Origin of the sequence: Pseudomonas sp. GD04015, from assembly GCF_029837675.1 — a bacterium.
GTDB classification, from domain to species: Bacteria; Pseudomonadota; Gammaproteobacteria; order Pseudomonadales; family Pseudomonadaceae; genus Aquipseudomonas; species Aquipseudomonas paralcaligenes.
Genome location: NZ_JAOEEE010000002.1, coordinates 208,167 through 221,829, shown reverse-complemented (window position 1 = coordinate 221,829; position 13,663 = coordinate 208,167). Strand labels below are relative to the sequence as shown.

Here is a 13,663-nt window from a genome sequence, read left to right as displayed (position 1 = left end):
CGCCAGCTCGCTCCGGCCCCCCCCGATCTCGTATTATTCGCTGAGAGACGAGGCGGTATCTAGGGCGGGTCAGTCCTCTGGCCGTAGCTCCAGCGTGCCGCGGGTATTGGCGCGCACCTCGTCCTCGGCGAAGTGCATCGGCAGGTACTCCCCGGCGACGTAGGCCTCGGCCTGGTCGGCGAAGTGGCGGTCGAACGGCACGCCGCTCTGGCCGACCGGGTTGATGCCCAGGCCCTTGCTGGCGTCGGCCATGTCGATCAGGCGGCGGGTCGAGGGGCCGTAGACCACCGACCAGGGCGCCGGGCCGACCCGGTGCGACAGGTTGTTCGGCACCTCGTGGCCGCCCGGCACGGCGAAGGGGCCGACGTTGAACAGCCTGTCCAGCGGCTTCTGGGTGCCCAGCGGGTGCTGGTGGGTCAGGCTGTGGCCCTTGTCCCAGGTCCACTGTTGGCTGTCCGGGCCGAAGGTCTGGCGCAGGTGGGCGATGCTCGCCTGCCAGGCCGCCTTGACCGTCTCGGCGCGGCTTTCCACGGCCTCGGTGCCGCGCCTGTCCCACCAGGGCGAGGTGGCGTCGGCGGTCAGCCGTGGCAGCGCCACGTCGAGCACGCGGGTCTGCAGCAGGCTGTCGAAGAAGGCGTCGCCCAGCTCATCGTGCATGACCTGGTTGGCCAGCTCGAAGGTCAGCTGGTTGAACAGGGTGGCGGCGACCGACTCCAGCGGATGGCCGCCGTCCCAGGCGGCGAGTTGCTCGACCAGGGCGCGCTCGTCCTTGTCCGCCGCAGCGGCGCGCAGGTCGTCGAGGATCGGCGCCAGCAGGCGCGGGCCGTAGCCGGTGCCATCGTCCAGCTGCAGGGCCTGGCTGTTGTGGGTGTCCCACTTCACGTCCGGTTGGGCCAGGCGCTGGTCCAGGCGTGCGCCGCGGTCCGCCAGGTTGTAGTAGCCGGGGATGGCCGCGCCGGTGGGCGAGTCGGGCTGGTAGTTGGCGGAGATGATGTAGCCGCGCGCCGGGTTCTCTTCCTGCGGGTTGGCGGCGAACGGCAGGTAGCCGGGCTTGTCCGCCTCGCCGCTGGCGCCGTCGAGGATGAAGCTCGGGTTCACCCCGTCCGGGCGCCGCGGCAGCTTGCCGGCGGCCCACCAGCCGATGTCGCCGCTGGCGTTGGCATAGATCACGTTGAGACCCGGCGCGTGGATCTTCGCGGCGGCGGCGCTGGCCTTGGCCAGGGTGTCGGCGCGGTTGAGCTGGTAGAAGGCGTCGAGGACCGGGTTCTCGGTCTCCAGGAAGGCCCACCACATGGCGATCGGCGTCTTGCCCGGCGTGGCGCCGAGCGCGTCGTTGACGATGGGGCCGTGGGGCGAGCGGCGCAGGGTGATGGTCACATCCTCGCCGCCCTTGACCCTGATGGTCTCCTCGCGGATCTCCAGACTCACCCAGCGGCCGTCGATCCAGACCTGCCCGGAGTCGTTCGGGTTGACCTTCTCGGCGATCAGGTCGAGGTCGTCGTTCTGGAACATGGTGAGGCTCCAGGCGAACTGCCGGTTGTGACCGAGCGAGGCGTAGGGGTTGAGCGCCTGGTGGTGGCCGTACAGCTCGAAGCCGGGGTAGCTCAGCTGCGCCTCGTACCACACCGCCGGCACGGCGAAGCGGATGTGCGGGTCGCCGGCCAGCAACGGCTTGCCGCTGGCGGTGCGGCTGCCGGAAACGGCCCAAGCGTTGCTGCCCTCGAACTGGGGCAGGCCGGCCTCCACCAGCGCCTGCTGGCTGAGCCGCGCCAGGTCGTTGAGCGCCTGCCAGTCCTCGCCACCCAGGCGCTGCGCCAGGGCGCCGCCGGGGTGCCAGTCGAGGTCGAACACGCGCAGGTAGTCGCCGCCCAGGTTGTCGCGCACATGGGTCAGCACTGGTTCGGTGCGGAAGGCGGCGGCGAAGCTGTAGGCCATGTAGCCGGCCACGGACACGGTGTCTTCGAGGGTGAAGGGGCGTTTCTCGATGCCCAGCAGGTCGAACTCCACCGGCGCCGGGCGGCTGTCCTGGTAGCGGTTGATGCCGTCCAGGTAGGCCAGCAGGGCCTTCACCGACGGGCTCTCGCGGTCCAGGCCCTGGGCGTAGCGATCGGCGTGCTGGCGGATGCCGAGGGTGCGGAACAGGCGGTCGGTGTCGACCAGCTTGGCGCCCAGCACCTCGGCCAGCTCGCCGCGCGCCAGGCGGCGCAGCATCTCCATCTGGAACAGGCGGTCCTGGGCGTGCACGAAGCCCAGGGCGCGGTACAGGTCGAGTTCGTTCTGCGCGCGGATGTGTGGCACGCCGCGCTCGTCGTAGCGCACCTCGACCGGCGCCTGCAGGCCGGCCAGCGGCAGGTTGCCGTCGCGTACGGGAAGTTTGCCGTGGACGTACCAGGCGCCGCCGGCGGCCGCCGCGGCGACGGCCACGGCGAGGAAGGTCAGACTGCGTTTCATGACGCGCTCCTTGTTGTAGTGCGGCCATTCTGCGCAGCGCTTCGGCCAGCGGCATTGACCGGGGATGCGCGTGCTGGAATTCTCCGGTCAAACAAGGAGCGCCCATGAACCCGCACCTCGGCACCACGCCGCTGACCCATTCCGCGACCCTGCGCCGCCTGCTCTACGAGGCCCTGACCGAACTGGGCCACGACCCCGTGACCATCTACCGGCGCACCAACCAGAACCGCCGTCTGGTGCCGCCGCCGACCGAGGGGCGCCTCAGCCACGACGAAGCGCCGCTGTTCTGGCTGGCCGCCGACGCGCTGACCGGCGACCCGGACATCGGCCTGCACCTGGGCGAGGTGATGAAGCCGCGCCTGCTCGACGTGGTCGGCTACCTGCTGCTGTCCGGCCGCGACCTGCAGCAGGCGGTGGACAGCTTCCTGCGCTTCCAGCACATCCTCGCCGGCGGCTTCGTCGCCCAGCTGCGCGTCGAGGACGAGCGCGCCTGCCTGGTGCTGGACCTCAACTACCGAGGCTTCGGCCCGCTGCGCCAGCAGATGGAATGCCTGGTGCTGCTGTTCATCAAGCTGCTGCGGCTGATCACCGACGACGAGTTCCATATCGACGGTCTCGACTTCCGCCACCCGCGGCCGGCCCGGGTGAGCGAGCATCGCCGGCTGTTGGGCCTGCTGCCCCGCTTCGCCGCCGAACACGACGCCCTGTGGTTCCCCGCCGCGCTGCTCAGACGGCCGTCGCGCAACGCCAATCCCGGCCTGCACCGCCTGCTCTGGCAGCACGCGGAGACCCAGCTGGCCGAGCTGGTGGAGAATGATCTGCTCAACCGCCTGAGCTACCTGATCGGCGTGCGCCTGGGCCGCGCCGACTGCTCCCTGCGCGCCTGCGCCACCGAGCTGGGCATGCCCCCGGGCGCCCTGCAGCGCGGCCTGGCCGCCCAGGGCAGCCACCTGCGCCAGGTGCGCGAGGCGATCCAGCAGTCCCGCGCCCACGAACTGCTGCGCACGGGCCTGGCGATCCGCGACGTGGCGCGGGCCTGCGGCTTCGCCGAGCTGTCGCCCTTCTACCGGGCGTTCCGCCGCTGGTACGGCATCGCGCCGGACGCCTATCGGGCCAAGCTGATGCTGGAGGAGGGGGCGTAGTAAGCGTCCCACAGCCGGTTGCGGAACTTGTAGCCGGGGTCGAGTCGCTGCTTGAGGGCGAAGAACTCGGGGGCGCGTGGGTAGGCGGCGAGGAATTGTTCGCGACTGGCGTGGATCTGGTAGGGCAGGTAGTAGCGCCCGCCGCAGGCCAGCGCGGCGTCGATCAGTTCGCGGGTCCAGGCGGCGGCACGTTCGCGCTCCTTCGCGGAGCTGCCCTGGCGGTAGTAGAGCACCAGGGCGAATACCTCTTCCGGTGCCCAGGCCAGCAGTGTGTCGGGGTCGGCCTTGGCGTGGCGGATGGATACGTTGATCAGGCTGGCCCCGTGCTTTTCGCTCAGCCGCGCCAGTTCGCCGACGAAGCGCTCCAGCTGCGTCGGCGGCACGAAGTACTCCTGCAGCACGAAGCTGAAGTCCGGCCCCGAGATGGGCTCCAGTTCGCGCACGTCGAGGCTGGCCTCGTGGTTGCGCCATTGCACCTTGGCGCCGCGGAACAGCAGCGGGTCCAGTGCCGCCTCGCGCAGCACGCGGCCGGTGCGCGAGGCACTGGTCAGGCGGATGCCGGCCTGCTGCAGGCGGTAGTCGCGGTCGGTGGGCGTGAGCCTGGCCGTCTCGGTCAGTGCGGCGCTGGTGCGGCGATAGGAGACGGCGCGCACGGTGTTGAAGCCGTCCGGGTAGAGAATGCCGTTGTGCAGCACCAGGTCGCTCTGCCCGCGGACCTCGCGGTCGAACCAGGCGCGGTACCGGCTCAGCGGCATGACCGTCGACTCGCGGGCGATACGGCTGCTGTCCACCAGGCCCAGCGTGGCCTCGACTATCACCCCGAGCCCGCCGTAGCCGCCGATGGCGCCATGGAACAGCTCGGCGTTCTGCTGCGGGCTGGCCTCCACCAGGCTGCCGTCCGCCAGTACCAGGCGGATGCTGCGCACCGAGCCAATCAGCGGGCCTTCGCCGACATAGCGGCCATGCACGTTGACCGACAGGGAGCCGCCGACCGTGAAGTTGGCGTAGGACTGCATGATCTGCGGCGACAGGTCGTGGCGATCGACGTACTCGAGAATCGCGCGCCAGGTGATGCCGGCCTGCACGCGGATCTCGCGGCGCTCGGCGGAGAATTCGAGGATCTGGTCGAAGTCACGCATGTCGAGCTGCAGGGCGCCATCCGTGGCGGTCTGGCCGCCCATGCTGAAGCGTCCGCCGCCGATGCTGATCGGGCCGGGGTGGTGCTTCACCGCGGTGACTATCTGCTCCAGTTCGGTGGGCGCGAGGACGCGCTCGACCTGGATCGGGTTGAGCCCGGTGACGTCGTTGACCGTCTCGTCGGCCAGCGCCGGAAGGCCCAGGAGAATCAGGAAGACAAGCAGGAGGCGCATGAACATTCCTTGTTCGCGGCCCGGCGGATCAGCTCTGGATGGTCGCCGCCGGGTTGATCACGCGGCCCAGGCCGAGGTTGCGCAGGGCCAGGTGCAGGCTGCTGTGGATAACCTGCGGGTTGTCGATGGCCATCAGGTGGCTGAGCAGTTCGCGGGCGCGAGTGGAGCTGATCTGGCGCAGCAGCCACTTCACCTTGGGCAGGTTGGTGGCGTTCATCGACAGGCTGTCGAAGCCCATCGCCAGCAGCAATACGGCGGCCGCCGGGTCGCCGGCCATCTCGCCGCAGATGCTCACCGGCTTGCCTTCGGCGTGGGCGCCGTCGACCACCAGCTTGAGCGCGTGCAGCACGGCGGGGTGGAGGAAGTCGTAGAGATCGGCGACCCGCGGGTTGTTGCGGTCCACCGCCAGCAGGTACTGGGTCAGGTCGTTGGAGCCGACCGAGATGAAGTCGACCTGGCGCGCCAGCTCGCGCACCTGGTAGACGGCGGCGGGAATCTCGATCATCACCCCCACCGGCGGCATGGGGATGTCCACGCCCTCGTCGCGCACCTCGCCCCAGGCACGGTGGATCAGGTGCAGCGCTTCTTCCATCTCCTGGATGCCGGAGATCATCGGCAGCAGGATGCGCAGGTTGTTCAGACCCTCGCTGGCCTTGAGCATGGCGCGCACCTGGACCAGGAAGATCTCCGGGTGGTCGAGGGTGATGCGGATGCCGCGCCAGCCGAGGAAGGGGTTCTCTTCCTTGATCGGGAAGTAGGACAGGGCCTTGTCGCCGCCGATGTCGAGGGTGCGCATGGTCACCGGCAGCGGGTGGAAGGCGGCCAGCTGCTCGCGGTAGGTGGCCAACTGTTCCTTCTCGCTGGGGAAGCGCTCGCCGTTCATGAACGGTACTTCGGTGCGGTACAGGCCGACGCCTTCGGCGCCGCGCTCCTGGGCGCGCTTCACGTCGGCCAGCAAGCCGGTGTTGACCCACAGCGGCATGCGCTGGCCGTCCAGGGTCTCGCAGGGCAGTTCGCGCAGGGCGTTGAGGCCCTGGGCCAGCTGGCGTTCTTCCTCGACCACCTCGGCGTACTGCTTGCGCAGCAGCTCGCTGGGGTTGGTGAAGACCTCGCCGTGGTAGCCGTCGACGATCAGCTGGATGCCGTCGACCTTGGAGTAGGGCAGGTCGACCACGCCCATCACCGTGGGGATGCCCATGGCGCGTGCCAGGATGGCCACGTGGGAGTTGCCCGAGCCCTGCACCGAGATCAGGCCGACCAGCTTGCCTTCCGGCACCTGGCCGAGCATGGCCGGCGACAGCTCCTCGCTGACCAGGATGGTGTTGTCGGGGTAGACCAGGCTCTGCTTGCGTTCTTCCTGCAGGTAGGCAAGCAGGCGGCGGCCGAGGTCGCGCACGTCGCTGGCGCGCTCGCGCAGGTAGGCGTCGTCCATCAGCTCGAAACGGGAAACGTGCTCGGTGACCACCTGGCGCAGGGCGCCCTGGGCCCACTGGCCGGTCTTGATGACCTTGCGCACCTCGTTGCCGAGGGCATTGTCGTCGAGCATCATCAGGTACACGTCGAACAGCGCCAGCTCTTCCTTGCGCAGCTGGCTGGCGAGCTTCGCGGACAGCTCCTGCATGTCCTCGCGGACCCATTCCAGGGCCTTGCCGAACAGTGCCAGCTCGGCCTCGATGTCGTCGACCGACTTGTCCGGCACCACGTTGAGGTCGGCCGGCGGCAGCACCACCACGGCGCTGCCGACGGCCGCACCCGGGGAGCCGGGAACGCCGACGAAGCGCGCCTCCTGTATGCCCTTGCCCTGCTTGCCGAGGCCGCGGATCGAACCGGTGGCCTCGGCGTGGGCGATGACCCCGGCGAGCTGGGCGCTCATGGTGACCAGGAAGGCTTCCTCGCCCTCGTCGAACTGGCGGCGCTCCTTCTGCTGCACCACCAGCACGCCCATCACCCGGCGGTGGTGGATGATCGGCGCGCCGAGGAAGGAGGCGTAGCGCTCCTCGCCGGTCTCGGGGAAATACATGTAGCGGGGGTGCTCGGAGGCGAACTCGAGGTTCAGCGGCTCCTCGCGGGTGCCCACCAGGCCGACCAGGCCCTCGTTCGGGGCCATGCTGACCTTGCCGATGGCGCGCTTGTTGAGGCCGTCGGTGGCCATCAGGACGAAGCGCTTGGTATCGGCGTCGAGCAGATAGACGGAGCACACCTGGCTGCCCATGGCCTCCTTCACCCGTTGCACGATGATCGTCAGCGCCGCCTTGAGATCCTTGGCGGCGTTCACTTCCTGGACGATCTTGCGCAGGGTGTTGAGCATGGCTCGCTATCGAACTCCTTCGTCAGTCGCGCGTCAGCAGGCGCGGGGCTAATTCCTTCAGGGCGCGGCGGTAGACCTCGCGCTTGAACGTCACCACCTGGTTCAGCGGGTACCAGTAACTGACCCAGCGCCAGCCGTCGAATTCAGGCTTGCCGGTCAGGTCCATGCGCACCCGGCTCTCGTCGCCGACCAGGCGCAGGAGGAACCACTTCTGTTTCTGCCCGATGCACAGCGGCTGGCTGTGGGTGCGCACCAGGCGCTGGGGCAGACGATAACGCAACCAGCCCCGGGTGCAGGCGAGAATCTTCACGTCCTGCTGTTCCAGGCCCACTTCCTCGTTCAGCTCGCGGTACAGCGCCTGCTCGGCGGACTCGTGGGGATTGATGCCGCCCTGGGGAAACTGCCAGGCATCCTGGTTGATCCGCCGCGCCCACATGACCTGGCCGACATCATTGGTCAGGATGATGCCGACATTGGGGCGGAAACCATCGGAATCGATCACGGCACAACACCTCGAAAACGCATGTTTCGGCATTGTTCCACAAAGCCCGCGGGCGCAGCAAACGCGCGGTTCCAGCAATGGGCAGCGGCGCTGAAAGCGGCTATTCTGGCGCCCCTTCCGGCCATTGCGAACCAGGTATCACGACGTGCGCCTCGCCCTTTTCGACCTCGACAACACCCTGCTCGCCGGCGACAGCGACCATAGCTGGGGCGAATTCCTCTGCGAGACCGGCCGGGTCGACGCCGCCGAGTACCGCGCGCGCAACGATGCCTTCTATGCCGACTACTGCGCCGGCCAGCTGGATGTGGTGGCCTACCAGAGCTTCACCCAGGCCATCCTCAGCCGCACCCCGGCCGCCGAGCTGGCGCGCTGGCAGGCGGAGTTCATGACGGAGGTGATCGAGCCGATCATCCTGGCCAAGGGCGAGGCCCTGTTGGGCGAGCACCGCGAGGCCGGCGACCGGTTGGTGATCATCACCGCCACCAACCGCTTCATCACCGCGCCGATCGCCGCGCGCCTGGGCGTGGAGACGCTGATCGCCACCGAGTGCGGCATGGAGAACGGCCTCTACACCGGCCGGGTCGCCGGCGTGCCCTGCTACCAGGACGGCAAGGTGACGCGCATGAACCAGTGGCTGGCCGAGACCGGCCTGAGCCTGGAAGGCAGCTACTTCTACAGCGACTCGCGCAACGACCTGCCGCTGCTGCAGGCGGCGACCCACCCGGTGGCGGTCGACCCCGACGACACCCTGCGCACCATCGCCGTCGAGCGTGGCTGGCCGGTGATCAGCCTGCGCTGAGTCGAGGTGTCACGCGGGTTTCACCCGCCCTACGGTCATGTAGGGCGGGTGAAACCCGCGTAGAACCACCGATCTACAGCGGCTTGGCCACCATCAGCCAGAAGATGGCGATGAACGCGACGAAGGCCGGCCAGCCCAGCGCGAACCAGATGCGCATGTACAGGTGGGCGCGGGCGGGCAGCCCGGTGCCGTCGCGTAGCGCCTGGCCGGCCATGTCGCGTACCCGCATCTGCAGCCACAGCACTGGCAGCCAGCACAGCCCGGCCAGCACGAACAGTCCCGCGCTCCACAGCAGCCAGGCCTGGCTCAGCGGCCAGCCCGCCAGCTTCGCCAGGGCCAGGCCGGAGAGCGGCTGGAACACCGCCGTGGTGGCGATGAACAGCCAGTCGGCGGTGACCAGGTGGCGGAAGGTGGTGGCGATCACCTGTACCTCGCCACTGCGCCAGGCGCGCAGGGCGTAGTAGGCCGAGCCCAGCCCGGTGCCGAACAGCAGGGTGGAGGAGAGGATGTGCAGGGTCTTGAGCAGCAGGTACAGGCTCATCGGTGTCTCGTCGTGGAGGCGGAAAGGCCCAGCAGCCAGAGGCTCAGCAGCAGGACCGCGAAGTTCTTGCCCAGCGCCATGTACGGATCGAACCAGTAGTGGGGCAGCAGCAGGCTGATGGCCAGGCTATAGACCAGCATCAGGCCGATCTGTGCCTGCAGGGCGCGGACGCGCCAGCGCCGCCACAGCAGGGCCAGGCCCAGCGCGCCGTCCAGCAGGGCGCCGGCGATCACCGCCAGGCGCGCGGGAAGGCCGTTGACGCCGGCCTCCGCCATGATCCGCAGGCCCCAGTCGAAGCCTGGCCCGAGGCAGACCACGGCGGTGCCCAGCCAGATCAGTGCCAGCACCAGCAGGACCAGTGGTTGCAAGGCCAGGACCAGGCTCTGCGCCGGCTGCGGCCAGTGGCGCAGGCGGCTCGCCAGGGGCGCGGCGCGGTAGCCGCAGGCATCTTCCAGCGGCGTCGGATCGGCCAGGTTGTCGTGGCGGCTGAGGCGCAGGGTCTGGCGGTTCAGCGCCTGCCAGCCCAGGCGTTCGCCCAGCGCCGCGCCGAGCCCGGCGAGCGGGGCCGGCAGGGTGACGTAGCGCGCCGGCCGCCAGCCCTGGGCCTGGCGCAGCACGTCGATCAGCTCGCCCTGAGTGAGCGCCTGCGGCCCCACCAGCGGCAGCACGGTCGCCTGCGCCGGCCAGCGCCGCAGTAGCGCCAGCACCGCCGCGCAGAGATCGTCGACATGCAGCGGCTGCAGCCTGGCCCGGTTGCCCAGCAGCGGTACTAGCGGCAAGGACGACAGGCGTTGCAGCCAGCCGCTGCTGGCGCCACCGGGACCGACGACCAGCGAGGGGCGCAGCACCACGGCGGGGATGCCGAGGCCGAGCAGGTGCCGGTCGGCCGCCGCCTTGCTGGCCAGGAAGGGCAGATCGGGGTGCTCGCCGGCGCCCAGGGCGGAAATCTGCAGCACCGCGGCGCCGTGCCGCTGGGCCAGCTCGAACAGGGCAATAGCACCCTCGCGCTGCAGGCGCTCCATGCGCGCCGTGTCGGTGGACAGCTTGCCGCTGGCGTTGATCACCAGCTCGACGCCCTCCGGCCAGGCGAAGGCGTCCGGCCGCAGCAGGTCGAGGGAGCGCCACTCCACGCCGGGCAGCGTGGGCGCATCGGGGCCGCGCCGGGTGGCCACCACCGCGTGGCCGGCCAGGACCAGGGCGTCGAGCAGATGCCGGCCGATAAAACCGCCGGCTCCGACCAGCAGGATGCGCATCAGGCCGGCTTGGCCCCCATCAGGGCGAAGATCGCCAGCAGCAGGATCAGCATCAGCGCCGCGTAGGCGATCACGAAGCGCAGCAGCCTGGTCGGCACCGCGCCACCGGCCGCCGCCTGCCAGGCGCCGAGGCGGCTGTGCAGGAGCAGGCCGAACAGTACCAGCAGGCCGAACAGCACCGCGCTGTACAGCAGCCAGCTGGCGCCCAGCGGCCAGCCCACGGTGTGCACCAGCCACCAGCCGCTGACCGGCAGGGACAGCGCCACCAGGCCCATGGCCGGCAGGCTGTACAGGCGGGTGACGCGCAGCTTGCGGGCCAGCACCGCGGCGTCGCCGGAGCGGTTGGCCTTCCACAGCATGAAGACGTGGGCGACGAAGCCCGCCAGGATCAGCACGGCCGGGATCAGGTGGGCGTATTTCAGCAGTTGGTAGTGTTCCATCACTTACACCCTTATCCGAGGAACAGCTTGTACGCCGGGTTGTCGGTCTCGTCCCAGTAGGGATAGCCGATGGCGTCGAAGGCCGCCGGAATCTGGTGGCGCTCGTCCGCCGGCACCTGCAGCGCGGCCAGCACGCGGCCGTCGGCGGCGCCGTGGTTGCGGTAGTGGAACATGGTGATGTTCCAGCGCCCGCCCAGGCGGTTGAGGAAGTTGAACAGTGCGCCCGGCCGCTCGGGGAACTCGAAGCGGAACACCACCTCGTCCGACACCGCCGCCGCGTGCCCGCCCACCGTATGGCGGATGTGCAGCTTGGCCAGCTCGTTGTCGGTCAGGTCGACCACCGGGAAGCCCTGCTCGCGAAGGTTGTCCACCAGCGCCGCGCGCGGGTCGTTCTCCGGGTGGGTCTGCACGCCGACGAAGATGTGCGCCTCGCGGTCGGTGTGGTAGCGGTAGTTGAACTCGGTGATCTGGCGCTTGCCGATCGCCTCGCAGAAGGCCTTGAAGCTGCCCGGGCGCTCGGGGATGGTCACGGCGATGATCGCCTCGCGCTTCTCGCCCAACTCGGCGCGCTCGGCGACGTGGCGCAGGCGGTCGAAGTTGATGTTGGCGCCGGAGTCGATGCCCACCAGCACCTGGTCGCGCAGGCCCTCGCGCTCCACGTACTTCTTGATCCCGGCCACGGCCAGGGCGCCGGCCGGCTCGGTGATCGAGCGGGTGTCGTCGTAGATGTCCTTGATCGCCGCGCAGATTTCGTCGGTGCTGACGGTGATCACCTCGTCCACGTACTGCCGGCAGATGTCGAAGGTGTGCTGGCCGATCTGCGCCACCGCCACGCCGTCGGCGAACAGCCCGACCTGCGGCAGCACCACGCGCTCGCCGGCGGCCATGGCGGCCTGCAGGCAGTTGGAGTCGTCCGGCTCGACGCCGATCACCTTGATCTCCGGGCGCAGGTACTTCACGTAGGCCGCGATGCCGGCGACCAGGCCGCCGCCGCCGACCGGCACGAAGATGGCGTCCAGCCGGCCCGGCTGCTGGCGCAGGATTTCCATGGCCACGGTGCCCTGGCCGGCGATCACCAGCGGGTCGTCGTAGGGGTGGATGTAGGTGTAGCCCTTCTCTTCCACCAGCTTGAGCGAGTGGGCCAGGGCCTCGGGGAAGGCGTCGCCGTGCAGCACCACCTTGCCGCCGCGCGAGCGCACGCCCTGCACCTTCAGCTCCGGGGTGGTTCGCGGCATGACGATGGTCGCCTTCACCCCCAGGTGCTTGGCGGCCAGGGCCAGGCCCTGGGCGTGGTTGCCGGCGGAGGCGGTGACCACGCCGCGCTCCAGTTCCTCGCGGCTGAGCTGGGCCAGCTTGTTGTAGGCGCCGCGAATCTTGAACGAGTACACCGGCTGCAGATCCTCGCGCTTGAGCAGAATCTGGTTGCCCAGCCGCTCGGTGAGCTGGCGGGCGGGTTGCAGCGGGGTTTCCACCGCGACGTCGTAGACGCGCGAGGTGAGGATCTTCTTCATGTACGGTTCGAGCATCACGGGTATCACGGCGCAGGGAAGGAGGGAGAGGGGGAGTCTACTCCGGCGACGCCGGACGCGGCCACCCGGGCGAGCCGACCGGTGGCGCGGAATCTTCCGCCGTTGCGCCAGTCAGTCCGCTCAGGCCCCTTTGTGCAGTGGCGTGCCTCCCCCACACTCCACTCCATGAGGATTCGCCATGGCCGTTCCCTCCCGCGTACTTGTGCCCGGCACGCCCGGCAACGACCTGCTGGTCGCCCACCCCGAACCCAGCCGCCTGCTCGGCGGCGACGGCGACGATGTCCTGATCGACGGCCCCGGCTCGGACTCGCTGGTCGGCGGCGCCGGCCACAACCGCCTGTACGGCGGCCTGGGCAGCGACTACTACACCTACGATCTGAACGCTGGCGGGCGCGACGAGATTCTCGACTTCGACCCCAGCCCGTCCTGGGTCAACCAGAACATGGACACCCTGATCATCGACGAGAGCCTGGAGTCGTTCGGCCCCTTCGAGCGCTACCAGGACGACCTGCTGATTGGCCTCAACGGCGAGCCGGGCGTGGTCGTGGTGCGGCACTTCTTCCTCGACCCCGCGTTCCGCATCGAGGTGTTCCGCTTCGGCTCCACCGTGGTGACGGACGAACAGGTGCTGCGCAACTTCCACATCGACCCGCTCATGGCGCTCGGCCGCAGCGCCGACAACCCGCCGACCTACACCGGCAACCTGATCCGCCTGACCGGCAACGAACAGGCCAACCGCCTGGTGGCGGCGGACCGGCCCACCTACCTGTCCGGGCGTGGCGGCAACGACCTGCTGATCGGCAGCCGCCACGGCGACCTGCTCAACGGCGGCACCTCCGAGCCGATGTTCCTCGGCGGCAACCGCTGGAACCGCCTGTACGGCGGGCCGGGCGACGACTACTACCAGGTCGACCTGGTGGTGAGCGGCGATTTCGGCGACCAGCGCATCCACGACTACGACACCACCCCGGGCAACCTCGACACCCTGCACATCCGCGGCGCGGTAGACCCGGCCTACGTGCGCTTCAGCGGCGGGCCGCCCGGCGACCTGATCGTCGAGCTGGACAACGAGCAGCGCATCGTCATCGACAACTACTTCCTCGACCGGGCCTTCGTGGTCGAGAAGATCCGCTTCGACGACGGCACGGTGCTGGACGAGGCCGCTGTGCGCCAGCGCATGGGCCTGCCGGCGGCGGCCCCGCCCCAGGCGAGCCTGAGCACGCCGGGCCACTGCTGCCCCGGTGTGGCGCCCGAGCCGGCGGCCGATGGCCTGCTGGGCCTGGCGCTGGCCGCCGGCGCCGTGCTGGTGCGTGCGGGCGGATGAGAAG

The 13,663-nt window shown here is 69.6% G+C and carries 11 protein-coding genes; 3 read left to right on the top strand and 8 right to left on the bottom strand.

The features are described from left to right. Nucleotides 1–69: 69 nt before the first annotated feature. A complete protein-coding gene (locus tag N7640_RS02595) occupies nt 70–2,451 on the bottom strand; it encodes a penicillin acylase family protein (RefSeq protein WP_279901545.1) in 2,382 nt (793 codons plus the stop codon). Between the two features lie 104 nt (nt 2,452–2,555). On the opposite strand from N7640_RS02595, the gene N7640_RS02590 reads away from it, so the two are divergent. Then, a complete protein-coding gene (locus N7640_RS02590) occupies nt 2,556–3,593 on the top strand; it encodes an AraC family transcriptional regulator (protein ID WP_279901547.1) in 1,038 nt (345 codons plus the stop codon). Here the strand turns inward: N7640_RS02590 and N7640_RS02585 are convergent. Genes N7640_RS02585 through N7640_RS02575 form a run of 3 tightly spaced genes read right to left on the bottom strand, consistent with a single transcriptional unit; the run spans nt 3,557 to nt 7,773 of the window. After that, nucleotides 3,557–4,963: an FAD-binding oxidoreductase gene (locus tag N7640_RS02585; RefSeq protein ID WP_279901549.1), complete on the bottom strand. Its 1,407-nt coding sequence runs from the start codon at nt 4,961–4,963 to the stop codon at nt 3,557–3,559. The genes N7640_RS02590 and N7640_RS02585 overlap by 37 nt on opposite strands. Before the next feature lie 28 nt (nt 4,964–4,991). Then, nucleotides 4,992–7,271 (bottom strand): phosphoenolpyruvate--protein phosphotransferase, encoded by a 2,280-nt coding sequence (gene ptsP / locus N7640_RS02580; protein WP_220811302.1) that lies wholly within the window; start codon nt 7,269–7,271, stop codon nt 4,992–4,994. 22 nt (nt 7,272–7,293) lie between these two features. After that, nucleotides 7,294–7,773: an RNA pyrophosphohydrolase gene (locus N7640_RS02575; protein ID WP_220811303.1), complete on the bottom strand. Its 480-nt coding sequence runs from the start codon at nt 7,771–7,773 to the stop codon at nt 7,294–7,296. A 145-nt stretch (nt 7,774–7,918) separates the two neighbouring features. Between N7640_RS02575 and N7640_RS02570 the strand changes: the two genes are divergently transcribed. Next, nucleotides 7,919–8,572, top strand: a complete 654-nt coding sequence (locus N7640_RS02570) for an HAD-IB family hydrolase (protein WP_279901553.1) — start codon at nt 7,919–7,921, stop codon at nt 8,570–8,572. 73 nt (nt 8,573–8,645) lie between these two features. On the opposite strand, the gene N7640_RS02565 is transcribed toward N7640_RS02570, so the two are convergent. Genes N7640_RS02565 through ilvA form a run of 4 tightly spaced genes read right to left on the bottom strand, consistent with a single transcriptional unit; the run spans nt 8,646 to nt 12,332 of the window. Further along, on the bottom strand, nt 8,646–9,113 hold the full coding sequence (locus N7640_RS02565) for a DUF2269 domain-containing protein (protein ID WP_279901555.1): 468 nt from the start codon (nt 9,111–9,113) through the stop codon (nt 8,646–8,648). Next, nucleotides 9,110–10,366 carry an SDR family oxidoreductase gene (locus N7640_RS02560; protein ID WP_279901556.1) on the bottom strand — a complete coding sequence of 419 codons (1,257 nt, stop codon included), beginning with the start codon at nt 10,364–10,366 and terminating at the stop codon, nt 9,110–9,112. The genes N7640_RS02565 and N7640_RS02560 overlap by 4 nt, the downstream gene beginning before the upstream one ends. Beyond that, the gene (locus N7640_RS02555; protein ID WP_279901557.1) at nt 10,366–10,806 is read right to left on the bottom strand and encodes a DUF2269 family protein; all 441 of its coding nucleotides are present in this window, start codon (nt 10,804–10,806) and stop codon (nt 10,366–10,368) included. The genes N7640_RS02560 and N7640_RS02555 overlap by 1 nt, the downstream gene beginning before the upstream one ends. Nucleotides 10,807–10,817: 11 nt before the next feature. Beyond that, on the bottom strand, nt 10,818–12,332 hold the full coding sequence (ilvA, locus tag N7640_RS02550; protein WP_279901558.1) for a threonine ammonia-lyase, biosynthetic: 1,515 nt from the start codon (nt 12,330–12,332) through the stop codon (nt 10,818–10,820). A gap of 181 nt (nt 12,333–12,513) precedes the next feature. Here ilvA and N7640_RS02545 point away from each other — a divergent pair, with 181 nt between their 5' ends. Then, entirely contained in the window at nt 12,514–13,659 is a 1,146-nt protein-coding gene (locus N7640_RS02545; protein WP_279901559.1) for a calcium-binding protein, read from the top strand. The last annotated feature ends 4 nt before the right edge of the window (nt 13,660–13,663 follow it).

Coding starts and splice junctions, on each gene's coding strand:
- N7640_RS02565 (WP_279901555.1), bottom strand. CDS start 9,113: ATGAGCCTGTACCTGCTGCTCAAGACCCTGCACATCCTCTCCTCCACC.
- N7640_RS02590 (WP_279901547.1), top strand. CDS start 2,556: ATGAACCCGCACCTCGGCACCACGCCGCTGACCCATTCCGCGACCCTG.
- N7640_RS02595 (WP_279901545.1), bottom strand. CDS start 2,451: ATGAAACGCAGTCTGACCTTCCTCGCCGTGGCCGTCGCCGCGGCGGCC.
- N7640_RS02545 (WP_279901559.1), top strand. CDS start 12,514: ATGGCCGTTCCCTCCCGCGTACTTGTGCCCGGCACGCCCGGCAACGAC.
- ptsP (WP_220811302.1), bottom strand. CDS start 7,271: ATGCTCAACACCCTGCGCAAGATCGTCCAGGAAGTGAACGCCGCCAAG.
- ilvA (WP_279901558.1), bottom strand. CDS start 12,332: ATGCTCGAACCGTACATGAAGAAGATCCTCACCTCGCGCGTCTACGAC.
- N7640_RS02555 (WP_279901557.1), bottom strand. CDS start 10,806: ATGGAACACTACCAACTGCTGAAATACGCCCACCTGATCCCGGCCGTG.
- N7640_RS02585 (WP_279901549.1), bottom strand. CDS start 4,963: ATGCGCCTCCTGCTTGTCTTCCTGATTCTCCTGGGCCTTCCGGCGCTG.
- N7640_RS02560 (WP_279901556.1), bottom strand. CDS start 10,366: ATGCGCATCCTGCTGGTCGGAGCCGGCGGTTTTATCGGCCGGCATCTG.